Source organism: Rhizobium sp. GCM10022189 (genome assembly GCF_042656325.1).
Lineage (GTDB): Bacteria > Pseudomonadota > Alphaproteobacteria > Rhizobiales > Rhizobiaceae > Rhizobium.
Genome location: NZ_JBHSOR010000004.1, coordinates 117,890 through 143,668, shown reverse-complemented (window position 1 = coordinate 143,668; position 25,779 = coordinate 117,890). Strand labels below are relative to the sequence as shown.

Genomic DNA, 25,779 nt, shown 5'->3' with positions numbered 1-25,779 from the left:
GGATTCCGGCAATGGCTGACAACAAGACAGAAAGCACCCTTTCTTCCGACGCAACGGAAGTGCGCGCCCAGAAGCTGAGGCTGCTGCGCGAACAGATCGGCGAGGTCTATCCGGCGCATTTCCACCGCACGATGAACAATGCGGAACTTGCCGCGAAATACGAGAGCCTGGAGCCCGATGTCGAGACGCAGGATGTCGTGACCGTCGCCGGCCGCGTCTATTCCTCGCGCAATTCCGGCATGTTCATGGATATCCATGACGCCTCCGGCAAGATCCAGATCTTCTCGCACAAGGACGTGACGAGCGAGGAAGCCCGCGCCCTGCTGCCGATGATCGATATCGGCGACATCATCGGCGTGACCGGCATCGTGCGCCGCACCAAGCGTGGTGAGCTGACGATCAATGCCCAGAAGATCGAGATGCTGACCAAGTCGCTGCTGCCGATGCCCGAAAAGTGGCACGGCCTCTCCGACATCGAGCTGCGCTACCGCAAGCGCCATCTCGACATCATGACCAACGAGGAATCCAAGCTGCGCTTCCAGCAGCGCTCGAAGATCCTCTCCGGCATCCGCCGCTTCATGGAAAATGACGGCTTCATGGAAGTCGAAACGCCGATGCTGCATTCGGTCTACGGCGGTGCGACCGCCGAGCCGTTCAAGACGCATCACAACACGCTGAAGCTCGACATGTACCTGCGCATCGCGCCGGAACTGTTCCTGAAGCGCACACTGGTCTCGGGCCTCACCGACAAGGTCTTCGAGATCAACCGCAACTTCCGCAACGAAGGCGTCTCCACCCGGCACAATCCGGAATTCACCATGATGGAGTGCTACTGGGCCTATGCCGATTACGAGGACATCATGGACCTCGTCGAGCGGCTGTTCGAGACCCTGGCGCTCTCCATCCACGGCACGACGGAATTCCCCTTCGGCGACAAGACCATGTCCTTCAAGGGACCGTTCAAGCGCGTGCCCATGCCTGACGCCGTCAAGGAAGTCACCGGCATCGACTTCCTGGCGATCAAGACCGACGAGGAAGCCCGCGCCGCCGCCAAGGCTGCCGGCTTCGAAGTGGAAAAGGATTGGACCTGGGGCGAATGCCTCGCCTTCATCTTCGAAGAGAAGGTCGAGCAGACGCTGATCCAGCCCTCGCACGTCACGCATTTCCCGAAGGACATTTCGCCCTTCGCCAAGGAAGTGCCGGGCGAGCCGCGCCTCGTCGAGCGTTTCGAGACCTATTGCAACGCCTGGGAACTCGGCAATGCCTTCTCCGAACTCAACGACCCGGAAGAGCAGCGCCGCCGCATGGTCGAGCAGCTCGAGCAGGCGCATGCCCGCGGCGAGAAGGAAAAGCAGCTCGACGAGGAATTCCTCGATGCGATCGACCAGGGCATGCCGCCGGCCGGCGGGCTCGGCATCGGCGTCGACCGTCTCATCATGCTGCTCACCAACGCGCCGTCGATCCGCGACGTCATCCTCTTCCCGGCCCGCCGCAACAAGGCTGACTGAGAAACGCATCGCCTGAACCTAAAAACGGAGCGCCCGAAAGGACGCTCCGTTTTGTTTTGTCGTAAACGCCCCCGAGATCAGGCGATCGCCGGCGGGCTGGAGATTTCTGGCTTCAGTGGCCGCTTTTGGCCGGTGGTTCTTCTGCAGGGGCGGCCTCTGCGGACGCTGCCGCATCCTTGGCCGCCTGCTCTTCGGCGGACGGTTCCTCGGGCTCCTTCGGCGCGGCGCCATGTCCGCCAGCCGGCTTTGCCTCACCCTTGGTGGAGGCAACGGCAACCGGGTCGATGCAATCGGCCGGATCCTTGAGGCTCGCGTTCAGTGCCGCGATCTGGTCGTCCGGCAATTCGATGCGCTCGCCGTAAAAGAGGCCGCGCTCGCTCGCCTTGCCGTCGTAGTAACGGGCCGTATAGGGCTTGTCGTTCAGACCCTCGACCATCTTGTCGGGATGGGCGATATAGACGACGTCGGCGCCGATCGCCCGACCGCGAATATCCGAGCGCAGGGTCGGACCGTTCTCGTCGAGGACGACCACCTGCACGAGGTCGGGCTTCTGCGCCTCATAGACCGCCTGGGCGACGCGCAGCGCCGTCTTGATGCGCGTCATGCCGTCGACAGGTTCGGTCTTGATGTATTTGCGGACCCAGACATGATCCTGCTTCTTGATCGTCACCAGATTGACGTCGGTGCAGGCAACGCCATCGGCGGATTCCTCGTCACCCAGCAGCCTGTCCTTGCCGACATAAACCGCAGCACCGCCGGAAACGCCCGCCAACAGGGCGCTGCCACCGATGATCAAAGCCAATTTCCGGGAAGGCCGGAATATGCGCAGTAAGGCCTTCACGCCAACTGCTCCGCCATCTGAAAACTCCAACGCAATACAAGTGACTGTGAAACTAAGGGAAATGACGTTTCCGAATCTTTAAATGGGCCGTCCGACTTTGTCCCGAATTGGCAAAATACCAAAAAAGGTCCGGCCGCTTGTGCGCTTGCCAGACCGCTCGGGCACATGCTCTAAAATGCCATGGCCTTCACGCTTCGCCAGATCCAATATTTCGTCGCCGTTGCCGAACAGGGCTCGGTCACGCGTGCCGCACAGAATCTGTCGATTTCCCAATCCTCGATCACCGAGGCGCTGAAAGAACTCGAAAACGACCTCGGCGTCGTTCTGTTCGAACGTCACCCGCGAGGGCTCTCGATTACCCATAACGGCCACCAGTTCCTGCGTCATGCCACGAAAATCCTGGCGACCGTCTCCGACGCGCGCACCAGTTTTTCCGATCAGCAGAACGTTCCCTCCGGCACGCTGAATATCGGCGTCACCTCGCTTGTCGCAGGTTACGTTCTCTCCGATCTCCTGGCCCGCTACCGCCGCGCCTGCCCCGGCGTCGAAGTCAGCGCCATCGAAGACAATGGCGGCTATCTCGAACATCTGCTCGTCGGCGGCGAGTTGGATGTCGCCGTCATGGTCATTTCAAATATGCGTGATCGCATGGCCCTGCAGGCCGAAATTCTGGAAACCTCGCCCTATCGCCTCTGGCTGCCGATGGGCCACCCGCTGGTCTCGGCCGACATTATTTCCATTGCCGATATCGCCCGCGAGCCGTTGATCATGTTGACTGTGGACGAAATCGAGGAGAATACCGGCAAACTGCTGACCGCGCTCGGCGCCCGTCCGCATGTCGCATTCAGGACCCGGTCGGTGGAGGCTGTGCGCAGCCTGGTGGCGACCGGCGCCGGCATCGCGCTGCTGCCCGATCTCGTCTACCGCCCCTGGTCGCTGGAAGGCGACCGCATCGAAAGCCGCGATGTCTCCGGCTCCCTGCCCGTCGTTCAGGTCGGCATGGTCTGGCGAAAGGGTTCCAGCCTGCCGCAGGCGGCACGCGATTTCGTCGCCATCGCCGAGAACATGCGCTCGGGGCGGTCCCGTTGACTATCGGAATTTCCGATATCGCCGTTCTGATAAATGAATTTGCGAAACCGGGAATTCCGCGTCACCCTTTCTTCCGGGAACAAAACGCCGCAAAAGCGGCACCGAACCGGGAGACAGACGATGAAGCATCTTCTGAAATCGTGCACTGCTGCGCTCGCGAGCCTGAGCTTTGCAACACAAGTTGTCGCTGCCGAACCGCTGAAGGAATTGGGCAAGGGCGAAGGAGCCGTCAGCATCGTCGCCTGGGCCGGCTATATCGAGCGCGGCGAGACCGACAAGAATTACGACTGGGTGACGGACTTCGAGAAGGAAACCGGCTGCAAGGTTTCGGTCAAGACGGCCGCCACTTCGGACGAGATGGTGGCGCTGATGAACGAAGGCGGTTTCGACCTCGTCACCGCTTCCGGCGACGCTTCGCTGCGTCTGGTCGCCGGCAAGCGCGTCCAGCCGATCAATACCGACCTTATCCCGAGCTTCAAGACCGTTGACGAGCGCCTGCAGAACGCGCCCTGGCACACGGTGAACGGCGTCCATTACGGCGTACCCTATCTCTGGGGGCCGAACGTGCTGATGTATAATACCGACACGTTCAAGGACAAGGCACCGACCAGCTGGAACATCGTCTTCGAGGAACAGAACCTGCCGGACGGCAAGTCCAACAAGGGCCGCGTGCAGGCCTATGACGGCCCGATCTACATTGCCGATGCGGCCATGTACCTGATGGCGCACAAGCCCGATCTCGGCATCAAGGATCCCTACGAACTCAACGAGGACCAGTACAAGGCCACTCTCGACCTGCTGCGCGGCCAGCGCAAGATCGTCTCGCGCTACTGGCACGATGCGATGATCCAGATCGACGACTTCAAGAACGAAGGTGTCGTGGCCTCCGGCTCGTGGCCGTTCCAAGTCAACCTGCTGCAGGCCGACAAGCAGAAGATCGCCTCGACCTTCCCCGAGGAAGGCGTGACCGGATGGGCCGACACGACCATGCTGCATGTCGATAGCGAACATCCGAACTGCGCCTACATGTGGATGGAACATTCGCTGAAGGCGAAGGTGCAAGGCGATGCCGCCGCCTGGTTCGGTGCCGTCCCCTCGGTTCCGGCCGCCTGCAAGGGCAACGAACTCCTGACCGACGCCGGCTGCAACACCAACGGCTACGATCACTTCGACAAGATCAAGTTCTGGAAGACGCCGGTCGCCAAATGCGCAAGCGAGAGCGAATGCGTGCCCTATCATCGCTGGGTATCGGATTATATCGGCGTGATCGGCGGCCGCTGACGCCGGGCCACGCTCGCCGGCGCGGTCGGATTCCTTTCCCCAAACCCCTCCCCACAAGGGGAGGGGCGAGAGCGGCAACGCCGCATTTCTGTCGAAACGCCGAAGGGTTTGAGCGTGGGCGCGGCAGATTAAGCCCCTCCCCCTTGTGGGGAGGGGTTTGGGGCGGGCTCCTTGAACCAGACCCAGGACCGCTCTTAGACAAAATAGAACCGGAGCTTCCATGACATCAGCCGTCCGTTTCCAGAAGGTCTCTCGCCACTTCGGCGCCGTGCGCGCGGTCGACGGCGTCGATCTCGAGATCGCGCCCGGCGAGTTTTTTGCCATGCTCGGCCCCTCCGGCTCCGGCAAAACCACCTGCCTGCGGCTAATCGCCGGCTTCGAACAGCCGTCCTCCGGACATATCGAGATTTTCGGCGAAACGGCCGAAGGCGTTCCGCCCTATCGCCGCAACGTCAACACCGTCTTTCAGGATTACGCGCTTTTCCCGCATCTCGATATTGTCGAGAACGTCGCCTACGGACTGATGGTCAAGGGCGTCGGCAAGGCGGAGCGGATCAAGGAGGCCGAGAAAGCGCTGGAGCTGGTGAAGTTGCCGGGCTATGGCAGCCGCCGCCCTGGCCAGCTCTCCGGCGGCCAGCGGCAGCGCGTGGCGCTCGCCCGGGCGCTGGTCAACAAGCCCCGCGTGCTCCTGCTCGACGAACCGCTCGGCGCGCTGGACCTGAAGCTGCGCGAGCAGATGCAGGAAGAGCTGAAAAGCCTGCAGCGCGCCCTCGGCATCACCTTCATCTTCGTCACCCACGATCAGGGCGAAGCGCTCTCGATGGCCGACCGCGTGGCGGTCTTCAACAATGGCGGGATCGTCCAGCACGGCACGCCGCAGGATATCTACCGCTGCCCGAAGACGCGTTTCGTCGCCGATTTCGTCGGTTCGTCCAACGTCATCTCCCCCGATATCATGGCAGCCCTCGGCGGCCAGAAGCGCTGGGCGAGCTTGCGGCCGGAGGCAATCCGTCTGACAGCCGACGGCATCGAAGCCAGGGTCGAAAATGCCAGCTTCCTGGGCGCCGCGACCCGCCTGACCGTCGACATCAGAGGGTCGCGCCTGCATGTCATGCTGCCGGCCAGCAGCGACATCCCCGACATCGGAACGCCCGTCCGGCTTGCCTGGCAGCCTGGCGACGTCCATTACATGGATGACGCGGCATGACGGCGCTGGCGATGACCAAACCGGAAAGCTCGATCCTGCCCCGGCGCGGCGGCTTCTCCGGCCGTCTCTCCGACAGTTTCTGGCGACATCCGAAGCTGCTGCTCTTCCTGATGCTGACGCCGCCGCTGCTCTGGCTCGGCATCATCTATATCGGTTCGCTGATCGCGCTTCTGCTGCAGAGCTTTTTTTCGATCGACGATTTCTCGGGCCTGGTGAATTACGAGTTCACTCTCGATACCTATGCCCAGCTCCTGAACCCGAGCAATTTCGACATCATTGTCAGGACGGTCCTGATGGCGGCGCTCGTCACCGTCGCCTCGGCCATCGTCGCCTTTCCGATCGCCTATTACGCCGCCCGTTACGCGCAGGGAAAATGGAAGGCGCTCTTTTATCTCGGCGTCATGCTGCCGCTCTGGTCGAGCTATCTCGTCAAGATCTATGCCTGGAAGCTGATCCTCGCCAAGGAAGGCATCCTCACCTGGTTCTTCGCAAAGCTCCGCCTCTCCTGGCTGCTAGACGGCGTGCTCGCCCTGCCGGTCGTCGGCGGCAATTCGCTCTCCGTCAGCTATCTCGGCACCTTCATCGTCTTCGTCTATATCTGGCTGCCCTACATGATCCTGCCGACGCAGGCAGCCCTCGAGCGCGTACCCGGCAACCTGATCGAGGCTTCCGCCGATCTCGGCGCCACGCCGAGCCAGACCTTCCGAACCGTGCTTTTCCCGCTCGCCCTGCCCGGAATCGTCGCCGGATCGATCTTCACCTTCTCGCTGACATTGGGCGACTATATCATCCCGCAGATCATCGGCTCGTCGCGCCTGTTCATCGGGCAAGCCGTCTATACGCAGCAGGGAACGGCCGGCAACGTGCCGCTCGCAGCCGCCTTCTCGGTCGTGCCGATCGTCATCATGGCGATCTATCTCTGGCTCGCCAAACGCATGGGAGCCTTCGATGCGCTCTGATCGCGGACAGAAATCGCCGTTCTTCCTGAAGATCGCAGCCGCCGGCGGCCTGCTCTTCCTGCATCTGCCGATCCTGCTGATTTTCGTCTATGCCTTCACGACGGAGGAGAAGAGTTACCAATGGCCGCCGCCGGGCCTGACGCTGCAATGGTTCGCCATTGCCTGGAACCGCCCGGATGTCTGGGCAGCCCTTGGCCTCTCCCTGCAGGTTGCCTGTATCGCAACGGTGATCGCGCTCATCCTCGGCACGCTTTGCGCGGCCGCCGTCAGCCAGACGAAATTCTTCGGACGCGAGGCGATCTCGCTGCTCGTCATCCTGCCGATCGCGCTTCCGGGCGTCATCACCGGCATTGCCCTGCGTTCCGCCTTCAGCCTGTTCGACATCCCCTTCTCGGTCTGGACGATCGTGCTCGGCCATGCCACCTTCTGTGTCGTTGTCGTCTACAACAACGCCGTCGCCCGCTTCCGCCGCACCTCGGGCTCGCTGATCGAAGCCTCGATGGATCTCGGCGCCGACGGCTTCCAGACCTTCCGCCATGTCATCCTGCCGAATATCGGCACCGCCCTTCTTGCCGGCGGCATGCTCGCCTTCGCCCTGTCCTTCGACGAAGTCATCGTCACCACATTCACCGGCGGCCAGCAATCCACCCTGCCCATCTGGATGCTCGAAGAGCTGATCCGCCCGCGCCAGCGCCCGGTCACAAATGTGGTCGCCATGGCCGTCGTGCTCGTCACCTTCCTGCCGATCCTGGCAGCCTATTACCTCACGCGCGACGGCGATCAGATCGCCGGTGCCGGCAAATAACCCGGAGCGGACGCGGAGCCCCTCGCATCCACTCGACCAACCACAAGGGAGAACGCCCATGGATACGCAAATGCTGATCGGTTCCCGCTTCGAGACCGGCACGGAAACGGAAGAGCACATCCTGAACCCGAAGACGGGCGAGACGGTGCTGAACCTTGCCGAAGCCTCGCTCGGCCAGATCGATGCCGCCGTCAGCGCCGCCGAAAAGGCCTTCTCCGCCTGGTCGCAGACGACCCCGTCCGAGCGCTCGGCCTATCTCCTGAAAATCGCCGATGCGATCGAAAGGGACGCACAGGGCTTTGCGACGCTTGAGGCGCTGAACTGCGGCAAGCCGATCAATGCGGTGCTGAACGACGAAATCCCCGCCATCGTCGACTGCTACCGCTTCTTTGCCGGCGCCGTGCGCAACCTGCACGGACCGGCCGCCGGAGAATACCTGCCCGGCCACACCTCGATGATCCGTCGTGACCCGATCGGCATCGTCGGCTCGATCGCGCCGTGGAACTACCCGCTGATGATGATGGCCTGGAAGCTGGCGCCGGCCATCGCCGGCGGCAATACCGTCGTCTTCAAGCCCTCCGAACAGACGCCGCTGACGGCCCTGAAGATGGCGAGACTGCTGTCGGAAATCCTTCCCGAGGGCGTCGTCAACGTCATCCTCGGCCGTGGCGAAAGCGTCGGCAACGCACTGATCAACCATCCGAAAATCAGCATGGTGTCGATAACGGGCGATGTCGCGACCGGCAAGAAGGTGCTGCAGGCAGCCGCCAGGACCGTCAAGCGCACCCATCTGGAACTCGGCGGCAAGGCGCCCGTCATCGTCTTCGACGATGCCGATATCGAGGCCGTGGTCGCCGGCATCCGCACCTTCGGCTATTACAATGCCGGCCAGGACTGCACCGCCGCCTGCCGCATCTATGCCGATGCGAAAGTTTACGACAATTTCGTCGCTGACCTGACCTCCGCCGTCTCCAGCATCCGCTTCAACCGGGCCGACGACACGGAGAACGAAATCGGCCCGCTGATTTCCAGGCGCCAGCGCGACCGCGTCGAAAGCTTCGTCACCCGCGCCTCCGAACACAAGCACATGCAGATCACCACCGGCGGCAAGGTCTCGGGCGACAAGGGCTTCTTCTACGCGCCGACGGTCGTGGCCGGCGCCACGCAGGACGATGAGATCGTCCGGCGGGAAGTCTTCGGCCCCGTCGTCTCCGTCACCCGCTTCACCGACGTGGCCGATGCCGTGACCTGGGCGAACGACAGCGATTATGGCCTTGCCTCTTCCGTCTGGACCAAGGATATCGGCCGCGGCATGAAGACGGCCGCCCGCCTGCAATACGGTTGCACCTGGATCAACACGCATTTCATGCTGGTGAACGAGATGCCGCATGGCGGCCTCAAGCAATCGGGCTACGGCAAGGACATGTCCGTCTACGCCCTGGAAGACTATACCGCCGTCCGTCACGTGATGATCAATCACGGATAGTTGAACGCTGACCGCCTGATCTGCCACAAAAGTCGCTGTCGCCATCAGTGACTTTTGTCAGCTTGTCATAATACAACTGCAAATACTATTTCTAAACGTTGAATTGCCATTTCACTCTCCATGGCAGCTCGCGATACGTGTGATTCCTTATCGAATAAAAGACAGCAGTCAGGCATTACTTATTCATGGCGACCGGCATTGATATCTCCGAGCTCGAAACGGCGCTGGACGGGTTGCTGGAATCTGCGCTGGTGCCGGGGAGCTGGGAGCGCACGCTGGAGCATATCAGCCGCGCCACCGGTGCCACCGGCACGCATATCATGCCGGTGCGCGGGAAATTCCCCGCCGGCTTCATGACCACGCCCAATCTGCTGGAAGCCTTTCAGGTCTATTTTGCCGAGGAATGGTACAAGCGCGACTTTCGCGAACGCGGCCTGGCCGTTGCGATGGCCAAGGGTGTCATCATCGAACACGACATTGCCGGCGATGAGGAATTCAATCACCACGTCTTCTATACGGAATTCCTGGCCCGCTTCGGTTTCCGCTACTCTGCCATGGTCGGTTTCACCGCCGGCGACACGATGCTGAGCCTCAACCTGCAGCGCCGCATCCAGGACCAGCCTTTCGATCGCGACGACGAGCAGCTGCTCATTAAGATGCAGTCGAAACTGACCGTCGCAGCAGAGATCGTCCGCGCGCTGCACGTCGCCAGGATCGACAGCATGAGCGAGGCTTTCGAGCTTGCCGGCACCGCGGTCGTCTTCTTCGACCGGGCCGGGCACATTACCCGGCTGAACCAGCGGGCGGAAAAGCTGCTCGACGGCAACATCCGGATTGTCGACCGGGAGCTCACGGCTCTCAGCCAGGAAGAGACGGGCTTGCTGCGCCGCCATCTGCAGGCGGTCCTCTCAAAGGAGCCGTTTGCCGATGCGGCCGTCTCAACACCGGTTCTGTTTTCACGCCCCGGAAAGGCGCCGCTGATCATCCGCGCCCAGCGGCTGAACGGAGCGCCGGCCGAGCTTTTCTCGCATTCCGCCGCCGTCGCCATCGTCACGGACCTCTCCGAACGCGCAGCCCCGAGCGGCGATCTGCTGCGCCGGCGCTTTTCGCTCACGCCCCAGGAAACGGCGGTCGCGCGCCTGCTGATGGAAGGCTCGTCGCCCCGCCAGATCGCCGAAATATCCGGCCTCACCTACGAGACGACGCGCGGCTACGTAAAGAAGGTTCTCGCCAAGACCGGCACGCAGCGCCAGTTCCAGCTTATCTCGCTGCTCTCCAGCCTGAAAATCTAGGCCTGATTATAGAGCGCCAGCAGCTCCCAGCCGCCTTCCCATACCATTTCGAGCGCCACGTAGACGATGATGGCAAGGCCGATCCAGCCGATCCATTTGAACCGGTTGAGCAGCCTTGCCACGAAATTTGATGCGACACCCATGAGGATGACGGACAGGATAAGGCCGAAGATCAAGGCATTCATGTTCGACTTCGCCGCGCCGGCAACGGCCAGGACATTGTCGAGCGACATGGAAAGATCCGCAAAGATGATCTGGCCGATCGCCTGGCGGAAAAGCTTCGGCTTGTGGGCGTGCTGGCTGGTTTCGTCGCCGGCCTCTTCTTCCTCCGCCTCGCGCAACTCCTTGAACATCGTCCAGCAGATCCATAGAAGCAGCAGGCCTCCGACGAGATTGATGCCTTTGATGACGAGCAGTTGAGCGGCAATGACGGCGAAAACGATGCGGATGACTGCGGCAGCGGCAATGCCGGTGACGATTGCCTTCCCCCGCAGATCGGTGGAAAGGCCGGCGGCGGCCATGCCGATGACGATCACATTATCCCCTGAAAGGATAATGTTGATCATGATGACTTCGAGATAGGCGGAAATGACCTGGGGGTCCAGAAAAGCGTGCATGGAGAAGGGCTTTCGTCGATGGGGCAAATCGATGACGATCCCTTGAAACAGATCGAAACGCCTTTGAAAAGCCCTTGCGGGCCAAAGCAGTACGCTTTCAAGGAACGCCGTTCCATTTTAAACGATTTGGAACCAAATCGGCCTTGGCGCGTCTTCTTCCAGCAATCACGGAAGGAAGATATCCATGCTGAAATGGGCTCTGATTTTTCTGGTCATTTCGATCGTCGCCGGCTTTTTCGGCTTCTCCGGCATTTCCGCGGCAACCGCAACAATTGCCCGCGTACTCTTCGGCATATTCCTCGTCGTCTTCCTGATCTTCCTTATCCTGGCCCTGATGGCCGGGCAGGCGATCTTCTAGCAGCCGAGCCCTGCTGAGCGGCTGCGCTACAGCACGGCCATCAGCCACGGATGCAGTCCCTTGACCTGCCGTTTCACGAGACCGCCGAGAGATATCGACCCTGCGCCGGCGACCGCCAGGACGAACATGCCACCGGCGATCGCGAGATCCTTCTCGAAATGCAGCAGCTCGTTCTGGTTTGAAAGATCGGTGTGAAACAGAAAGGCGGTTGCCAGGCAGAACAGCCCCAGGGCCACCGCACCGATCCGGCTGAGGAAACCGACGGCAATGGCAAGGCCGGCGCCGATCTGCAGGGCAATCACGCAGAATGTCACCAGCGCAGGCAGGCCGAGCTTTTCGAAGATCGCAAGCGTCGCGGCAATGTCTGCGACGAGCGTAAAACCTTCATGCAGAAAGATCAGGGTCAGGAGAAGCCTGCCCGCAAGAAGAACGAGATCGGCCAAAGAGGGCCGGCTTGCTGCATTTTCCATCATATCCTCCACCTTTTTTGAAGCAGGCGGCAAACCCGCCTGCCCCTGCAGTCGACGCGCCCGTTATCTGCCGCCTTTTGCGGCAATCGCTTCCTGAAGGTCTTGCAGTTCCTCACAGCCAGCGGGGCAAAGCTGCTTCAGCACGGACACCTGCTCTTCGGCTTTCGCCATGTCGCCGGTGTCGATGTAGAGTTCGCCGAGATATTCACGCGCCGCGTTGTGATCCGGCTGCAGTTCCAGCGCCTTGGTGTAATAGGTCAGCGACGTCCGGTAGTCGCCGGTCTTGCGCAGCGTGAAGCCCATCAGATTATAGACGTCTGCCTGCTGATTATCTTCCGCAAGATCGCGAAGTTCGGCAAGCGCGCCAGCATAGTCCTTCGCGTCGATCTTGGCCCGCACCGATGTTCGCCGCCGGTGAGCGATCTCGCCAAAGACGGCTTCCCGCTGGTGGGCGGACGCGTCGATTATATCGGCGGCCTCACCGTCGCCGCCCTCGTCTACAGACGCCACGGCCATGTCATCAAGCTGTTCGTCTGGCCCGCGGCTTCGGCGGGCCACACCACGACGGAACACGACGGCTACAACATGGTGCAATGGTCGGAGGGCGGATTGACCTTCTGGGCAATTTCGGATGTCGCCGCGGGCGACCTTGCCGATTTCGAGAGCCTCTTCCGCTCTGCGGCCAGACTTTAAAGCAGGCTCGCCCCGACGTTGATCGCAAGTGCCAGAATGGTCGTGTTGAACAGGAACGAGAGCAGCGCATGCAGCAGGGTAAATTTGCGCATCGTCGTCGAAGTGACCGCGACATCGGCCGTCTGCGCCGCCACGCCGATCGTGAAGGAGAAATAGAGGAAATCCCAATAAGCCGGCTCCTCGATTCCATCGGGGAATTTCAGCCCTTCGCACTTGTCCGCGCTGCCATAGAAATAATGGGCGTAGTGGATGGTGAAAAGCGTGTGCAGGAAAACCCAGGAGATCAGGATGGTCAGGATCGCCGCAGCCGCGCGCCAGAGCGCGATATTGGCCGGCGCATCCTTGATCGAATGAAGTTCGATGCCGATGCCGGCAATGCTGGCAAGGGCTGCGGCAATCGACAGGAAAAGCAGGAAAGTGTCGGAGAAATCGAGATCGGCGGATCGCTTCCGGATGCTTTCGACGGTGGCCCGCAGCATTTTTCGCCAGCTGAGCCCGATGAAGACGATCGCCGAGGCATTCCAGCCGAACAGGATATTGCTGGCGCTGACCTCCCGCGAGGTCAGAAGCAGAAAGACGACAAGACCGCCGAGCGCCGAAAGGATAAAGCTCGCATGCTTATAGGCGAACGAGACCAGCGAATTTCCATCGTCTTCGTCAGCCACCGCTTTTCCTCCGCCTTATGCTCTTGATATCAACATGAAAAAGGCGCGGATGCCAGCGGCACCCGCGCCCTTCGTGAATGTGCGGCCTGCCCTGCCTCAGGCAGCAGCGAGCTGCAGTTCCTTGCGGACCTGGCTGCGCAGCGTACCGAGATCCTTTGCAAATGCGCGAATGCCTTCGGCAAGCTTTTCGGTCGCCATGGCGTCTTCGTTCATCATCCAGCGGAAGGTCTTTTCGTCGACCGCGATCTTCGCAACCGGCTTGACGGTTACGGGCGACAGCTTGCGCTCGAGCTTGCCCTGGTCGTTCGACAGCTCGTCAAGCAGATTCGGAGCGATCGTCAGGCGGTCGCAACCGGCCAGCGCTTCGATTTCGCCGGTGTTGCGGAAGGAGGCGCCCATGACCACCGTCTTGATGTCGTTGGCCTTGTAGTAATTGTAGATGTCACGAACGGAGAGCACGCCCGGATCTTCCTCGGCGGTGAAATCCTTGCCGGTCGACTTCTTGTACCAGTCGAGAATACGGCCGACGAAAGGCGAAATCAGGAACACGCCGGCATCGGCGCAGGCAATCGCCTGGGCTTTGGAGAAGAGCAGCGTCAGGTTGCAGTCGATGCCTTCCTTCTGCAGGATTTCGGCAGCGCGAATGCCTTCCCACGTGGAAGCGAGCTTGATGAGGATGCGATCCTTCTCGATGCCGCGCTCCTTGTAGGCGGCGATGATGCTGCGCGCCTTCTTAAGCGAGGCTTCGGTATCGAAGGACAGGTCGGCATCGACTTCGGTCGAAACGCGGCCGGGAACGAGCTTTACGAGCGCCGCACCGACGGAAATGGCAAGGCGGTCGGCAACGGCTGCGGCCGCGACATCGGCATCACCGCCGAGCTTCTTGCCCCAGGCGATTGCTTCCTTCATGTCATCAGCAAACATCTCCGTGCCGAGTGCCTTGAGAACGATGGAAGGGTTGGTCGTGCAATCGACCGGCTTCAGACGAGCGACAGCCTGGATATCGCCGGTGTCGGCGACGACGGTTGTGATCTCGCGGAGTTGGTCAAGCTTGGATGTCATAGTCAAAATCCTTTTTGAACTTGGGCTGCGGACCGGCGCGAGTTCCGCCCGGCAAAGAGGTGATCGAAGGATCGAATGGCTTCATGCTGCAGGCGAAAAGACGCGCTTCCGTCACGGCTGGTTCATAAACGTAAGAGACATTGGCACTGTTCCCAAGGGCTCTGCTCCAGGTGCCGGAGAACGACGAGCGCACTCCAAGCGCTGCCGCCTGCGGCTGATCGGCCGGTCGTGACTTTCCGCATGCCCGCACATTGTCCTCCTCGGACGGACAAGAACGACGTTGTCGACCATGACTATCGCCGCTCCGGCAACGAAAAGTCAAGGACATTTGTGCATTTCAATTGACATAAGTGTCACACCCGGCATTATCGCGGGAACAAAGCCGATGCCACAAGCTTATGCTATCGACAGCAAAGATATAGGGCATGTCGCGCAAAAGTGTGCAGCGGTTTTGCGGTACGACATGCGAAAACAAGAGCCTGGAGCGTGGCGCGCGAATCTGAAGGATCGCGATACGCTTCAGGGCGAAATCGGCGCGGGAGGAGATGTGGTCAAGCTGAAACGCGGCACGCATACGGCCTATTCCGAAGCCTCCTCGCTCCGGCTGCGGGCCGCATGGCTCTATTACAACGAAGGCCTGACCCAGAAGGATGTCGCCGAACAGCTCGGCATTAGCCGCACGACCGTCATCCGCCTGCTCGACGAGGCGATGAAACGCAGTGAAGTGCAGATCTGGATCAACGACTCGATCGGCGACTGCGTCGAGCTTTCGGTCAAGCTGGAGCGCGCCTACGGGCTCGACGAGGCGATCGTCGTGCCGGAACCTGCCAGTTGCGACGCGAATTCACTGGCAAAAAATGTCGGCCTGGCGCTCGGCCAGTTCCTGTCGGAGGCCATTCCCGACGATTATACGATCGGCGTCGGCTGGGGCCGCACCATGACGGCCTCGCTCGCAAGCTTCCGGCCGCCGCGGCGCGACAATTGCAAGATCGTCTCCCTGCTCGGCGGCATCGTCGCCGTCCACCAGACAAACCCGATCGACTATACTTGGCGGCTTGCAAACCAGCTCGGAGCGGAATGTTACATGTTCCTGGCCCCGCTGCTTGTCGACTCGACCGAAACCAAGCGCAACCTCATCGAAAAATGCGGACTGGATACGATCTACCGGCTGGCGGAAAATCTTGATCTGGCAATCGTCAGCTGCGGCGATATCGGCCCGCATTCGACCTCGCTATCCGAAGGATGGATTTCGAAGGCCGAGCTGCAGCAGCTGATCGACGCCGGCTGCGTCTGCGACACCATGTTCAATTTTCTGGACAAGGACGGCAATTCCGTCGACCACTCGATCAATCAGCGGGTGATGTCGGTGGATCTCGATACGCTGAAGAAGGCGCGGCACATCGTTTTGTCCTCCGGCGGCGCCCATCGCGCCGTCGCGATCCGCGCAACGATCAGGCGCATCGGCTGCAATACGCTGATAACGGACGAGAGCGCGGCGAGGGCCTTGCTGGAACTCGCCGAAGCCGCCTGAACGGCTTCAGCTGCTCCCAACGGTCAGGCATGTGCCGATTCCCAGCCAAGCATTGCACGCTTGCGGGTCAGGCCCCAATGGTAGCCGGTCAGTGCGCCGTCTTTCCCAAGCGCACGATGGCAGGGCACGACGAAGGAAATCGGGTTGGCCCCGACGGCCGCGCCGACGGCGCGCATGGCGGTCGGCCGGCCGATATCCTTGGCGATGTCGCTATAGGTCACGGCCTTGCCGAACGGAATCTTCAGCAGGCTTTGCCAGACGCTGACCTGAAAATCCGTCCCGATCAGCACAACCCGCAGCGGCTGGTCGGACGTCCAGCGGCCCGGCTGGAAGATACGCTCGGCATAGGGCGCCGTCGCCTGATGGTCCTCCACGTATTCGGCATTCGGCCAACGGCAGGTCATATCCTCCAGGCAGGCCTTTTCATCGCCGGAATCGCTGAAGGCGAGGCCGGCAAGGCCGCGGTCCGTTACCATGACGAGGGCCGTTCCGAAGGGGCAGACATGGAACCCGTAGCGGATCGTGAGCCCGCCCCCCTTTGCCTTCCATTCGCCGGGTGACATGGCTTCATGTGTCACGAACAGGTCGTGCAGGCGGCTCGGGCCGGAAAGGCCGACCTCGATGGACGTTTCGAGCAACGGCATCTCTTCCTGGCGCAGCAGCCGCTTGGCGTGGTCGAGCGTCACCGCCTGCAGGAACGCTTTGGGGGACAGGCCGGCCCAACGGGTAAAGGTCTTCTGCAGCTGGGTGGGCGACTGGTGCAGCCTTGTGGCAATCGCCTCCAGCGACGGCTGGTCGCGATATTCCTCGCTGATGAGTTCGATGACCTGACGGACGGTATCGTAGTCCGAGCCCTGAGGGGTGATATCTGTGTCGAGCTTGGCGATCATGTTCATCGTTTTTCTCCTTTGCCAAGGAGATAATCAAGGGCGGCCGGCCAAACCACCCGTTTCTTGCGTTATTCTCAGATCCGCTGCTTGACCGTTGCCAGCGCGCCCTTGAAGGCCTTGGCGAAACTCTCGCGGTCGTCGGGATTGAGGAAGGAGCCGACATCCGTGCGCTTGCCCTGCCCGAAAATATGCATGGAGAGAATGCCGATTTCCTGATGCCTGCGCACGAGAAAACGCGTCCAGAACGGGTTGAAATGGTGCTCGATCATACGGCCGGATGGAGAGAATTTGCGCACGGAGACATCCGTGCGCGAAACGGTCACTTCTTCCCGCACCCTGCCGGACCGGTAGTTCAGCCAGAAGGCGCCGTAAAGCAGCAGGAAATCCAGGCCGAAAAAGAAACCGATCGGCCAGGCGCCGGTGACGATGAAAAACATGCCGTAGAAAAGGCAGACGGCGCCGGAAACGGCGAGCATCACCTTGAAGCCTCTCCGGCCGAGCGAGCGATAGGGAAAGAGCTCGGCTGCGAAAACAGGCTGATCGTCGTGGCTGTCGGCGTTGCTTTCCGTCATGGCCGGTGAGTATAGATTTTCCATGGCGAATCCGAAACTCAAATCCGTTGTCCAATCGTCGCAAAACTCGAATGTGATCGCCCGCCGCAAGCCGGCAGCGGTCAAATCAGCCTATTCGCTTGCCGAACGCGAAGAGATCTTCCGCCGTTTCTCGGTCCAGCGGCCCGAGCCGCGGGGTGAGCTGGAACACACCAATCCCTTCACCCTCGTCGTGGCGGTGGCGCTTTCTGCGCAGGCGACCGATGCCGGCGTCAACAAGGCGACACGGGCGCTCTTCAAGGTCGCCGATACGCCGCAGAAAATGCTCGATCTCGGCGAGGAGAGATTGCGCGACTACATCAAGACCATTGGTCTCTACCGCAACAAGGCGAAGAACGTCATCGCGCTCTCGCAGATGCTGGTGGACGACTTCGCCGGCAAGGTGCCGCAGACGCGCGAGGAACTGGTGCGCCTGCCGGGCGTCGGCCGCAAGACGGCCAATGTCGTCCTGTCAATGGCCTTCGGCCAGGCCACGATGGCGGTCGACACCCACATCTTCCGTATCGCCAACCGCATCAGGCTCGCACCCGGCAAGACGCCCGACGAGGTGGAAGAGCGGCTGATGAAAGTCGTGCCGAAGCACTACCTCTATCACGCGCATCACTGGCTCATCCTGCATGGCCGCTACACCTGCAAGGCCCGCCGCCCGGAATGCGAACGCTGCGTGATTGCCGATATCTGCAAGTCGCCGGAAAAGAGCAGCGATATTCCGGCACCACTGGTCGAATTACCGCCCCAGGTGATCGGCGAGGCCGTCGAATAAGGCGGCGAGCGCCTGCTCGTCGTCTCTACGGGAATTGCGTGAAAAGCTAGGCTCGGAATTCGGGATCGCGTGCCGAGACCAGCTTGTGCAGATGCACCATCATGCCTGCGGCAAAGAGCGGCGTGAGCAGGTTGACGATCGGGATCGCCAGGAAAAGCGCGATTACCAACCCGCCAAGAAAGACGGTCGGACCATGCTTGGCTCGAAACAGCCGCGCCTGCGGCGGCGAACGGAAGCGCATGGCCGCGAACTCGAAGAATTCCCGCCCGAGCAGATAGCCGTTCACCAGGAAGAAGGCCACGAGATTGACGCCGGGAATGAAGAGCAGAAGGAGCGCGACAATATTGCCGACGATCACGACGCCGAGGAACTTGATCGAGCTCGCCATGGCGGGGCCGAGCGGCATGGCCTTGCCGGCGGCGTCCTGCGGATAGTCCCGCTTTTCGATCACCTCGGCGACATCGTCGAGAAAGAGGCCGGCAATCAGCGCCGTGACCGGGGAAAGCAGCAGCGCCAGCGCCAGCGCAAGGCCGATACCGGCAGCAATAAGAAAAACGAAGCTGAGCCAGCCGGCCCAGTCGGGCATTTCGGGAAAGAACCCGGCCACCCAGGGAAATACGAAACTGATGAACAGGCCGCGCAGCGCGAACCATAAGCCGATCAGCACCAGCACCGTCAGCCCCAGAACTTTCCAGAAGGCCGAGCGGGTCTCCGGCGCGAACAGATTGGCAAGCGAAAGTCGAGCGGCGTCAAGGATCATTCTATGGCGTCTCCGTTACGCGGCGTGATGTAGGTAGCCCGCCGTCCTCCGGCAAGTCGGTTGAAAATTACATGCTTGAATAGAAAACTTGTCGAAAATTACATGCTAATATATAGTTCGTGATGTTGGAAATACGTATGGGCCTAAGAAGAGCTTCCGGACAATATTAAAAAACAGGGATTCGGCTCCACAGGAATCCACGGAAGGCCTCTGAGGAAATGGGGGAGGCTGCGACGTGGAAGACTTTGTAGAGAAGCTTAGGCAATACGCGAAGTCCGGCACGCCGGCCGAACGACGCATCGCGAAATATTTCACCGAACATCTGAACGATCTGCCGTTCGAAACCGCCGCATCGGTTGCCGACCGGCTTGATCTTTCGCCGATGACGGTCGGCCGTTTCCTGCGGGCGCTCGGCTACCAGGGCCTGGACAGCGTGAAGGTGGAAATCCGGGAGACGGCAACGACCTCGCCCGTCCAGTTCCAGAGCGCAATGACGGAGCTGCAGACGGACGCGTCGGAGGGCAAGCCGCTTGCCGTTCTCGTGGCCGAGCAGATACAGGCGCTGCACCACATCTATCATCTGACCGCGCAGCCGCATTGGGGCGAGGCCGTCTCGATGATCGGCGCCTCCAAGGAGGTCTTCGTCGCCACCCATGCCAGGCTTGCCGGCCTCTCCAACCATTTCTGTCAGCGACTGACGCTCGCCCGGGACGGCGTGCGCGCGATCGACGGCGCCGGCAGCCGTTTTGCTGAGCTATTCGCCCGCTCACTCGTCGAGGACGCCGTACTCGTCATCATCGATTGCCGGCGCTTCGCCAGGTCGCGGCTGCTTGCGCGCACTGCCCGCCGCTACGGGTACAAGGTGATCCTGATTTCCGCCCAGCATGCGGACTGGCTGCCCGAACAGTCGAACGTCGTCCTGCCTTTGCCGCCGGCTCGCGCGCCCGACGTCGATAACCTGCCGCCGCTGATCGCCTTGCTCGATTGTCTCTCCGAGGCGGTCATTCTGGGCGCCGGCGAGGAGGCGAGCCAGCGCCGGCGGCGCATGGTGGAATTTGCAACGATCCTCGGCGAGACGGCAAACCGCTGAACTATTCCACCGCTTCCAGCTCGGCCCGATGGCGATACATGGCAAGGAAGCGGCGATAGTCGCGGTCGTAAAGCGCCTGCCTGCTCCTGTCGGGAAGCCGCTCGGAGCCGCCGGGATACATCGCCGCGCCCGCCGCCGCCAGATCCCTGTGCAAACCGCAGGCAACCGACGCGGCGATCGCGGTACCGAGCAGGACCGCCTCGTTCATGTCGGGCACGATGACCTTGCAGCCCGTCACATCCGAATAAAGCTCCATGAGAATGGGGTTCTTCACATGGCCGCCGGCCACATGCAGCGTATCCGGCACATAGCCATGATCTCGCATCTTTTCGAGGATGTGACGAATGCCGAGCGCGATCCCGACCGCAGTGCGCCAGTAGAGCGCGCACAGCCCGTCGAAGGACGTATCGAGCGTCAGCCCGCTTACGACGCCGACCGCATGCGGATCGGCCAGCGGCGACCGGTTGCCGTGGAAATCCGGAAGAACGAAGATCCGCGCACCGAGCGCTTCCCCCTGTTGCGCCCTGAGTTCGGCGATACGGGCGACGATCCGCTGATGCTGCGCCGCGCTCGGTTCGCCACCGGCCGCGTGCATGCGCACGATATGGTCGAGCAGCCCGCCGGCCGCCGATTGGCCGGCCTCGACGAGCCACGATTGCGGGAAAACCGCCTCGTAATAAGGGCCCCACATTCCCTGGCTCGGCTTTCGCTCACGGGAAAAGGCGACGATGCAGCTCGATGTCCCCGCAATCAGCGCAAGCTGCTGCTCGAGCCCTGCCGGATCGCCGGCATACCCGCTGAGCGTGCCGAGCGCGCCGGCATAGGCATCGATCATCCCGGCCGAAACGTGGCAATCGGCGGTCAGGCCCAGTGCTTCGGCCGCCTGCGGCGTCAGCCTGTCGATGCTTTCCCCGACGGCTGCCGTCTCCTCCGGCAGGCTGCCGCGCACGAACAGATCCTCAAGACCGACCTGCTGCAGGAAATCCTGCCGCCAGCCCCTCTCCCTGTGCGCGAGATAGTTCCATTTGGCCGTCAGCGTGCAGCGGGACCGGGCAAGCGAGCCGCTTGCCTTCCAGGTCAGGAAGTCGGCAAGGTCGAAGAAATAACCGGCCTTCTCCCAGGTCGCCGGCAGGTTCTTCTTCAGCCACATCAGCTTCGGCATTTCCATTTCCGGCGACATGACATTGCCGGAATGTTCCAGCACCTCATGTTTCGTCGCCGTGCAGAAATCGGCCTCCCTCAGCGCCCGATGATCGAGCCAGACGATCGTATCGAACCGCGTCTCGCCGCCGGTGGAAACGCTGATCTGCCGGCCTTCGGTGTCGCGCACGACGAGAGAACAGGTCGCGTCGAAACCGATCGCCCCCACTGCCGCCGCAGCGATGCCGGACTGGCCCATCGCCGCGCGCACCGCAATGCAGACGGCCGCCCAGATATCTTCGGAATCATGCTCGGCATGGTTTTCGCGCGGCCGGTTCATGACGATCGGATGTTCGGCCTTGGCAAGCAGGCGCCCATGCGTATCGAAGACGCCGGCGCGTGCGCTGCTCGTGCCGACATCCACCGCAACCACATGATCACGCATCAATGCTGAGTCCCGTCCAGCTTTTGTTTGCGGACAAGGTGTATCAATTCCGGCATGGCGTCAAACACGACTTCCGGCGAAAGCCGGTCGAGTTCTTCGCGGTATCCGGCGAAATTGGCGTGCGAACCGCCGGTGAAGGCGAAGACCGTCATGCCCGCCGCTTTTGCCGCCGCAATACCCGCCGGACTGTCCTCGATCACGATGCAATCGCGCGGTTCCACATGCATCTGGTCGGCCGCGTAGAGAAAGAGATCGGGCGCCGGTTTGCCGCGCTTGACCATGCTGGCGCTGAAGATGTTCGGCAGCTTCGGCAGAAGTCCGGTGACGGAAAGCGACAGCCTGATCCGCTCGACCTGGCTGGACGAAGCGACGCAACAGGGAACGCCGAGCGCGTCGATCGTCGCGCCGATGCCCGGCATCGCCTTCAGCTCGGTGCGGAAACGGGCATAGAGATTGGTGCGGATGCCTTCGAGGAATTCCTCGTTGGCATGCACGTTGAACTCCGTCTCCAAAATGTCGATCAGCGTTGCGAGGCTTTTGCCGAGGAAGCGCTCATAGGCCTCGTCTTCAGTGATCGTCACGCCGAGATCGGCCATCGCCCTGACGAGAACGCTGATCGAAATAGGCTCGCTGTCGACAAGTACGCCGTCACAATCGAAAATGACCAGCCGTGGTTCAGCATCAGCCATGGAAGACCCAACCTGAGTTCAGTTCGGACGAGACCGTCCCGCTTTGTCCGCAAGGCCGGAATGGCGGCTGAAACGCCGCCATCGGAATTTCTTACACTGCGAGCTTGCCGTCGAGATAGAGCTGCAAGGTTTCCCTGGTGCCCTTTTCCCACAGGGTTTTCAGCGCATGGGCGAAACGCTTGCGGAAAAGCTCGGATTTCGCCACTTCGCCGAAAATATCGTCGAAGACCAGAAACGCCGCCGGATCGTCCTTGGCCTTCACCGCTGCCGCATGCAGACGGTCGGCGCTGGCATCGTTGAAGACGATATCCTTGCCGCTGTCGCTCTTGCCGAAGAAGTAGCGGCACCAGAGCGCGGAGACGAGCGCGAGACCGACGACATCCTTGCCCTGGCTGAGATTGTCGAGCGTCGAGGGCAGGATGAATTTCGGCTGACGGTTGGAACCGTCCTGTGCCAGCCGCGGGATCGTGTCGGCGATCTTTGGATTGAGGAAGCGCCGCTCGATCAGCTTGAAATAGTCGGCGAGCGACGTGTTCGGCACCGGCGGCACGATCGGAATGATTTCCTCGTTCTCGAGCTTGGCGAGGAAGGCGCGGATCAGATCGTTTTCCATCGCCTCATGCACGAAATGAATGTCCATCAGCGCCGCCGGATAGGCGATCGCCGCATGGCCGCCATTGAGGATGCGGATCTTCATGTGCTCATAGGGCGTGACATCGGGCACGAAGGTGACGCCGACCTTTTCGAGCGCCGGGCGCCCCATCGGGAATTTGTCTTCGAGCACCCACTGCTTGAACTCTTCGCAATAGACCGGCCAATTGTCCTCGATATCGAAATTCTCTTTGAGAAAATCGATCTCGCGCTGGCTGGTCGCCGGCGTGATGCGGTCCACCATGCCGTTCGGGAAGGAGACGTTTGCCTTGATCCAGTCGGCAAAGGCAGGATCGGAAAGCTTCGCCGTGCCGACGACGGCATTCGCGGTCACCACGCCATTGTGGGGAATGTTGTCGCAGGACATGACGGTGAAGGGCGCGATGCCCTTCTCCTTGCGCGCCTTGAGGCCGGCAACGATCAGGCCGAAGACCGTCTTCGGCGCAGCCGGATTCTGGCCGTCGGCGGCAATCGCCGGATGCGCCGGGTTGAACTTGCCCGAAGCGTCGATGAAGTAGCCGCCTTCGGTGATCGTCATCGAGACGATGCGGATGGCGGGATCGGCAAGCTTGGCGATGATGACATCAGCATTGCCGACCGGCAGGATATCGATCATCGGCGCCGTGACGCGCGCCGCCGTCCTGTTGTTGTCCTGCTCGACGACGGTCGTCAGGAAATCCTGCGCGGCAAGCTTGTCGCGCATCGCAGCGTCGGACGGCAGCACGCCGGCGCCGATGATGGCCCAGTCATGGTCGCTGCCAGCGTTGAACAGATCGTCGAGATAGATCGCCTGATGGGCGCGATGGAAATTGCCGACGCCGAAGTGCACGATGCCGGCTTTCAGCGACGCCCGGTCATAAGCCGGAATGGCCGCGGTCTTTGCCGCCTCGGCGAGCGTTGCCAGCGATAGTTTGCACGTCATGTTTCAGTCCTCTTGAAGGTCTTGCGAAAGGGCTTTCGGCCCTTCCGGTAGCGCGGGCCGGACGAGATCGCCCGGTCCGCATATCTGCCCCCAGCCGGCGGTCGCCCTAGATCGCCAGGCCGCCCTCGTTGAATTTATGGATGCGCATCCTGTCCGGCGTCAGGTAGACGATGTCGCCTGCCTTGGAGGCGAAGTCGCCGTTGCTGCGCGCCGTCACCATGCCGATGCCCTCGACATCGACGTGCAGGAACGTATCCGAGCCGAGATGCTCGGCGACGGTGACCCTGCCCTTCCAGTCGCCGCTCTCGGTCGACAGCAGCACATGTTCCGGACGAATGCCGATCGTGTGCGCATTGAGCTGCGCGGCATTCTGCCCCTTGATGAAATTCATGCGCGGCGAACCGATGAAGCCTGCGACGAAGAGGTTGCGCGGGCTGCGGTAGAGTTCCAGCGGCGAGCCGACCTGCTCGATATTGCCCCTGTTCAGCACGACGATCTTGTCCGCCATGGTCATGGCTTCCACCTGGTCGTGGGTGACGTAGATCATCGTCGTTTTCAGTTGCTGGTGCAGCTCGCTGATCTCGATGCGCATGTTGACGCGCAGCGCCGCATCGAGGTTCGACAGCGGCTCATCGAACAGGAAGGCCGACGGCTGGCGCACGATGGCGCGGCCGATCGCGACACGCTGGCGCTGGCCGCCCGAAAGCTGGCGCGGCTTGCGGTCGAGATAATCGCCGAGGTTCAGCACGCGGGCCGCATCATTGACCTTGCGGTCGATCTCCGCCTTGTCCATGCCCGCCATCTTCAGCGGGAAGGCGATGTTGTTGCGCACGCTCATATGCGGATAGAGCGCGTAGGACTGGAACACCATCGCCAGACCGCGCTCGGACGGCGCCTTTTCGGTGGCATCCTTGCCGTCGATGACGATCTTGCCGCCGGAGACATCCTCAAGGCCGGCGATCAGGCGCAAGAGCGTGGACTTGCCGCAGCCGGACGGGCCGACGAAGACGACGAATTCGCCGTCCTTGATATCGAGATCGATCGAAGGGATGACCTTGGCTTCGCCGAAGACCTTCGAAACCTGCTGAAGGGTAATGCTGCCCATGTTTCTCTCCCTGTGATCTTATTTCACCGCGCCGAAGGTCAGGCCGCGGACAAGTTGTTTCTGGCTGAACCAGCCGAGGATGAGGATCGGCGCGATCGCCATGGTCGAAGCGGCCGAAAGCTTGGCGTAGAACAGGCCTTCCGGGCTCGAATAGGAGGCGATGAAGGCTGTCAGCGGCGCCGCCTTGGAGGCCGTCAGGTTCAGCGTCCAGAAGGCTTCGTTCCAGGCGAGGATAATGTTCAAGAGAAGCGTCGAGGCAATGCCGGGCACAGCCATCGGCGTCAGCACGTAGATGATTTCCTTGACGAGCGAGGCGCCGTCCATGCGGGCGGCCTCCAGGATCTCGCCGGGAATTTCCTTGAAATAGGTGTAGAGCATCCACACGATGATCGGCAGGTTGATCAGCGTCAGCACGATGACGAGGCCGGTGCGCGTATCGAGCAGGCCGGAATTGCGGAACATCAGGTAGATCGGGATGAGCGCGCCGACCGGCGGCATCATCTTCGTCGACAGCATCCACATCAGGACGTCCTTGGTCCGCTTGGTCGGCGCAAAGGCCATGGCCCAGGCGGCGGGAATGGCGATGATGAGGCCGATCAGCGTCGAGCCGAAGGAGATCACCACCGAATTCATGAAGTGGCTGAGATAGTCAGACCGGCTCTGCACTTCGGAATAGTTTTCCGTCGTCCAGTGGAAGAACAGGAACTGCGGCGGCGAGGCGATGGCATCGGCTTCCGACTTGAAGCTCGTCAGGAACGTCCACAGGATCGGGAAGAAGATCAGGATGCCGAGCGCCCAGGCGATCGCGGTCATGACGACCTTGCGTTGGGTAGTGACCTTTCTAGCCAT

Annotated in this window: 25 protein-coding genes and 2 pseudogenes; 13 read left to right on the top strand and 14 right to left on the bottom strand. The window is 61.4% G+C overall.

Annotated elements, in window-relative coordinates; genetic code table 11:
* Positions 1-11 precede the first annotated feature (11 nt).
* Positions 12-1,508, top strand: coding sequence for a lysine--tRNA ligase (gene lysS, locus ACFPWW_RS05115; protein ID WP_377310799.1), 1,497 nt, complete (start codon positions 12-14; stop codon positions 1,506-1,508).
* A gap of 112 nt (positions 1,509-1,620) precedes the next feature.
* Here lysS and ACFPWW_RS05110 read toward each other — a convergent pair whose 3' ends face one another.
* Positions 1,621-2,349 (bottom strand): hypothetical protein, encoded by a 729-nt coding sequence (locus ACFPWW_RS05110; protein WP_112563575.1) that lies wholly within the window; start codon positions 2,347-2,349, stop codon positions 1,621-1,623.
* 180 nt (positions 2,350-2,529) lie between these two features.
* Between ACFPWW_RS05110 and ACFPWW_RS05105 the strand changes: the two genes are divergently transcribed.
* The 7 genes from ACFPWW_RS05105 (at position 2,530) to ACFPWW_RS05075 (ending at position 10,468) form a co-directional block, all read left to right on the top strand.
* Positions 2,530-3,438: a LysR family transcriptional regulator gene (locus ACFPWW_RS05105; RefSeq protein WP_377310796.1), complete on the top strand. Its 909-nt coding sequence runs from the start codon at positions 2,530-2,532 to the stop codon at positions 3,436-3,438.
* A gap of 120 nt (positions 3,439-3,558) precedes the next feature.
* Positions 3,559-4,719: an ABC transporter substrate-binding protein gene (locus tag ACFPWW_RS05100; RefSeq protein WP_112563571.1), complete on the top strand. Its 1,161-nt coding sequence runs from the start codon at positions 3,559-3,561 to the stop codon at positions 4,717-4,719.
* 220 nt (positions 4,720-4,939) lie between these two features.
* Positions 4,940-5,926, top strand: a complete 987-nt coding sequence (locus tag ACFPWW_RS05095) for an ABC transporter ATP-binding protein (RefSeq protein WP_377310794.1) — start codon at positions 4,940-4,942, stop codon at positions 5,924-5,926.
* On the top strand, positions 5,923-6,885 hold the full coding sequence (locus ACFPWW_RS05090) for an ABC transporter permease (RefSeq protein ID WP_112703780.1): 963 nt from the start codon (positions 5,923-5,925) through the stop codon (positions 6,883-6,885). Before ACFPWW_RS05095 ends, ACFPWW_RS05090 begins: the two co-directional genes overlap by 4 nt.
* Positions 6,875-7,690 carry an ABC transporter permease gene (locus ACFPWW_RS05085; protein ID WP_112703781.1) on the top strand — a complete coding sequence of 272 codons (816 nt, stop codon included), beginning with the start codon at positions 6,875-6,877 and terminating at the stop codon, positions 7,688-7,690. The genes ACFPWW_RS05090 and ACFPWW_RS05085 overlap by 11 nt, the downstream gene beginning before the upstream one ends.
* A 58-nt stretch (positions 7,691-7,748) precedes the next feature.
* On the top strand, positions 7,749-9,176 hold the full coding sequence (locus ACFPWW_RS05080; protein ID WP_113412861.1) for a gamma-aminobutyraldehyde dehydrogenase: 1,428 nt from the start codon (positions 7,749-7,751) through the stop codon (positions 9,174-9,176).
* A gap of 185 nt (positions 9,177-9,361) precedes the next feature.
* The gene (locus tag ACFPWW_RS05075) at positions 9,362-10,468 is read left to right on the top strand and encodes a helix-turn-helix transcriptional regulator (protein ID WP_377310791.1); all 1,107 of its coding nucleotides are present in this window, start codon (positions 9,362-9,364) and stop codon (positions 10,466-10,468) included.
* On the opposite strand, the gene ACFPWW_RS05070 is transcribed toward ACFPWW_RS05075, so the two are convergent.
* On the bottom strand, positions 10,465-11,085 hold the full coding sequence (locus ACFPWW_RS05070; RefSeq protein ID WP_112563559.1) for a TerC family protein: 621 nt from the start codon (positions 11,083-11,085) through the stop codon (positions 10,465-10,467). The genes ACFPWW_RS05075 and ACFPWW_RS05070 overlap by 4 nt on opposite strands.
* 184 nt (positions 11,086-11,269) lie before the next feature.
* Between ACFPWW_RS05070 and ACFPWW_RS05065 the strand changes: the two genes are divergently transcribed.
* Positions 11,270-11,443, top strand: a complete 174-nt coding sequence (locus ACFPWW_RS05065; RefSeq protein ID WP_007817547.1) for a DUF1328 domain-containing protein — start codon at positions 11,270-11,272, stop codon at positions 11,441-11,443.
* A gap of 26 nt (positions 11,444-11,469) precedes the next feature.
* Here the strand turns inward: ACFPWW_RS05065 and ACFPWW_RS05060 are convergent, their stop codons facing one another.
* Both ACFPWW_RS05060 and ACFPWW_RS05055 read right to left on the bottom strand, forming a co-directional pair.
* A complete protein-coding gene (locus tag ACFPWW_RS05060; protein ID WP_377310788.1) occupies positions 11,470-11,916 on the bottom strand; it encodes a DoxX family protein in 447 nt (148 codons plus the stop codon).
* A 60-nt stretch (positions 11,917-11,976) separates the two neighbouring features.
* Positions 11,977-12,318: pseudogene (locus ACFPWW_RS05055) on the bottom strand (tetratricopeptide repeat protein); the annotation flags it as partial.
* On the opposite strand from ACFPWW_RS05055, the pseudogene ACFPWW_RS05050 reads away from it, so the two are divergent.
* Positions 12,319-12,606, top strand: a pseudogene (locus ACFPWW_RS05050) (anti-sigma factor family protein); the annotation flags it as partial.
* Here ACFPWW_RS05050 and ACFPWW_RS05045 read toward each other — a convergent pair.
* Both ACFPWW_RS05045 and tal read right to left on the bottom strand, forming a co-directional pair.
* Positions 12,603-13,271: a DUF1345 domain-containing protein gene (locus ACFPWW_RS05045; RefSeq protein WP_112703785.1), complete on the bottom strand. Its 669-nt coding sequence runs from the start codon at positions 13,269-13,271 to the stop codon at positions 12,603-12,605. The pseudogene ACFPWW_RS05050 and the gene ACFPWW_RS05045 sit on opposite strands and share 4 nt — an antisense overlap.
* A gap of 96 nt (positions 13,272-13,367) precedes the next feature.
* Complete coding sequence (gene tal / locus ACFPWW_RS05040) at positions 13,368-14,333, bottom strand: transaldolase (protein ID WP_377310786.1); 966 nt, start codon at positions 14,331-14,333, stop codon at positions 13,368-13,370.
* A gap of 547 nt (positions 14,334-14,880) precedes the next feature.
* Between tal and ACFPWW_RS05035 the strand changes: the two genes are divergently transcribed.
* Entirely contained in the window at positions 14,881-15,864 is a 984-nt protein-coding gene (locus ACFPWW_RS05035) for a sugar-binding transcriptional regulator (protein ID WP_112703867.1), read from the top strand.
* Between the two features lie 23 nt (positions 15,865-15,887).
* Here ACFPWW_RS05035 and ACFPWW_RS05030 read toward each other — a convergent pair whose 3' ends face one another.
* Together ACFPWW_RS05030 and ACFPWW_RS05025 are read right to left on the bottom strand one after the other, a co-directional pair.
* Entirely contained in the window at positions 15,888-16,760 is an 873-nt protein-coding gene (locus ACFPWW_RS05030) for a methylated-DNA--[protein]-cysteine S-methyltransferase (RefSeq protein ID WP_112703786.1), read from the bottom strand.
* 68 nt (positions 16,761-16,828) lie between these two features.
* Entirely contained in the window at positions 16,829-17,326 is a 498-nt protein-coding gene (locus ACFPWW_RS05025; protein WP_377311080.1) for a DUF2244 domain-containing protein, read from the bottom strand.
* A 22-nt stretch (positions 17,327-17,348) separates the two neighbouring features.
* Between ACFPWW_RS05025 and nth the strand changes: the two genes are divergently transcribed.
* On the top strand, positions 17,349-18,128 hold the full coding sequence (gene nth, locus ACFPWW_RS05020; RefSeq protein WP_112563547.1) for an endonuclease III: 780 nt from the start codon (positions 17,349-17,351) through the stop codon (positions 18,126-18,128).
* Between the two features lie 46 nt (positions 18,129-18,174).
* Here nth and ACFPWW_RS05015 read toward each other — a convergent pair whose 3' ends face one another.
* A complete protein-coding gene (locus ACFPWW_RS05015; RefSeq protein WP_112563545.1) occupies positions 18,175-18,888 on the bottom strand; it encodes a sulfate transporter family protein in 714 nt (237 codons plus the stop codon).
* Between the two features lie 235 nt (positions 18,889-19,123).
* Here ACFPWW_RS05015 and ACFPWW_RS05010 point away from each other — a divergent pair, with 235 nt between their 5' ends.
* The gene (locus ACFPWW_RS05010) at positions 19,124-19,978 is read left to right on the top strand and encodes a MurR/RpiR family transcriptional regulator (RefSeq protein WP_112563542.1); all 855 of its coding nucleotides are present in this window, start codon (positions 19,124-19,126) and stop codon (positions 19,976-19,978) included.
* Between the two features lies 1 nt (position 19,979).
* On the opposite strand, the gene ACFPWW_RS05005 is transcribed toward ACFPWW_RS05010, so the two are convergent.
* The 5 genes from ACFPWW_RS05005 to ACFPWW_RS04985 form a co-directional block, all read right to left on the bottom strand.
* Entirely contained in the window at positions 19,980-21,563 is a 1,584-nt protein-coding gene (locus ACFPWW_RS05005) for an FGGY-family carbohydrate kinase (RefSeq protein WP_377310782.1), read from the bottom strand.
* Positions 21,563-22,252 (bottom strand): HAD family hydrolase, encoded by a 690-nt coding sequence (locus ACFPWW_RS05000; RefSeq protein ID WP_112563538.1) that lies wholly within the window; start codon positions 22,250-22,252, stop codon positions 21,563-21,565. The genes ACFPWW_RS05005 and ACFPWW_RS05000 overlap by 1 nt, the downstream gene beginning before the upstream one ends.
* 91 nt (positions 22,253-22,343) lie before the next feature.
* On the bottom strand, positions 22,344-23,825 hold the full coding sequence (locus ACFPWW_RS04995) for a mannitol dehydrogenase family protein (RefSeq protein WP_377310779.1): 1,482 nt from the start codon (positions 23,823-23,825) through the stop codon (positions 22,344-22,346).
* Between the two features lie 106 nt (positions 23,826-23,931).
* On the bottom strand, positions 23,932-24,930 hold the full coding sequence (locus ACFPWW_RS04990; protein WP_377310777.1) for an ABC transporter ATP-binding protein: 999 nt from the start codon (positions 24,928-24,930) through the stop codon (positions 23,932-23,934).
* 18 nt (positions 24,931-24,948) lie between these two features.
* Positions 24,949-25,779 (bottom strand): carbohydrate ABC transporter permease, encoded by an 831-nt coding sequence (locus ACFPWW_RS04985; protein WP_112563532.1) that lies wholly within the window; start codon positions 25,777-25,779, stop codon positions 24,949-24,951.

Excerpts from the sequence above, each read along its gene's own strand:
- ACFPWW_RS05075 (WP_377310791.1), top strand. The coding sequence starts at position 9,362 with ATGGCGACCGGCATTGATATCTCCGAGCTCGAAACGGCGCTGGACGGG.
- lysS (WP_377310799.1), top strand. The coding sequence starts at position 12 with ATGGCTGACAACAAGACAGAAAGCACCCTTTCTTCCGACGCAACGGAA.
- ACFPWW_RS04985 (WP_112563532.1), bottom strand. The coding sequence starts at position 25,779 with ATGGCTAGAAAGGTCACTACCCAACGCAAGGTCGTCATGACCGCGATC.
- ACFPWW_RS05070 (WP_112563559.1), bottom strand. The coding sequence starts at position 11,085 with ATGCACGCTTTTCTGGACCCCCAGGTCATTTCCGCCTATCTCGAAGTC.
- ACFPWW_RS05100 (WP_112563571.1), top strand. The coding sequence starts at position 3,559 with ATGAAGCATCTTCTGAAATCGTGCACTGCTGCGCTCGCGAGCCTGAGC.
- ACFPWW_RS05085 (WP_112703781.1), top strand. The coding sequence starts at position 6,875 with ATGCGCTCTGATCGCGGACAGAAATCGCCGTTCTTCCTGAAGATCGCA.
- ACFPWW_RS05090 (WP_112703780.1), top strand. The coding sequence starts at position 5,923 with ATGACGGCGCTGGCGATGACCAAACCGGAAAGCTCGATCCTGCCCCGG.
- ACFPWW_RS05095 (WP_377310794.1), top strand. The coding sequence starts at position 4,940 with ATGACATCAGCCGTCCGTTTCCAGAAGGTCTCTCGCCACTTCGGCGCC.
- ACFPWW_RS04990 (WP_377310777.1), bottom strand. The coding sequence starts at position 24,930 with ATGGGCAGCATTACCCTTCAGCAGGTTTCGAAGGTCTTCGGCGAAGCC.
- ACFPWW_RS05030 (WP_112703786.1), bottom strand. The coding sequence starts at position 16,760 with ATGAACATGATCGCCAAGCTCGACACAGATATCACCCCTCAGGGCTCG.
- ACFPWW_RS05000 (WP_112563538.1), bottom strand. The coding sequence starts at position 22,252 with ATGGCTGATGCTGAACCACGGCTGGTCATTTTCGATTGTGACGGCGTA.
- nth (WP_112563547.1), top strand. The coding sequence starts at position 17,349 with ATGGCGAATCCGAAACTCAAATCCGTTGTCCAATCGTCGCAAAACTCG.
- ACFPWW_RS04995 (WP_377310779.1), bottom strand. The coding sequence starts at position 23,825 with ATGACGTGCAAACTATCGCTGGCAACGCTCGCCGAGGCGGCAAAGACC.
- ACFPWW_RS05005 (WP_377310782.1), bottom strand. The coding sequence starts at position 21,563 with ATGCGTGATCATGTGGTTGCGGTGGATGTCGGCACGAGCAGCGCACGC.
- tal (WP_377310786.1), bottom strand. The coding sequence starts at position 14,333 with ATGACATCCAAGCTTGACCAACTCCGCGAGATCACAACCGTCGTCGCC.
- ACFPWW_RS05060 (WP_377310788.1), bottom strand. The coding sequence starts at position 11,916 with ATGATGGAAAATGCAGCAAGCCGGCCCTCTTTGGCCGATCTCGTTCTT.
- ACFPWW_RS05080 (WP_113412861.1), top strand. The coding sequence starts at position 7,749 with ATGGATACGCAAATGCTGATCGGTTCCCGCTTCGAGACCGGCACGGAA.
- ACFPWW_RS05065 (WP_007817547.1), top strand. The coding sequence starts at position 11,270 with ATGCTGAAATGGGCTCTGATTTTTCTGGTCATTTCGATCGTCGCCGGC.
- ACFPWW_RS05105 (WP_377310796.1), top strand. The coding sequence starts at position 2,530 with ATGGCCTTCACGCTTCGCCAGATCCAATATTTCGTCGCCGTTGCCGAA.
- ACFPWW_RS05025 (WP_377311080.1), bottom strand. The coding sequence starts at position 17,326 with ATGACGGAAAGCAACGCCGACAGCCACGACGATCAGCCTGTTTTCGCA.
- ACFPWW_RS05015 (WP_112563545.1), bottom strand. The coding sequence starts at position 18,888 with ATGATCCTTGACGCCGCTCGACTTTCGCTTGCCAATCTGTTCGCGCCG.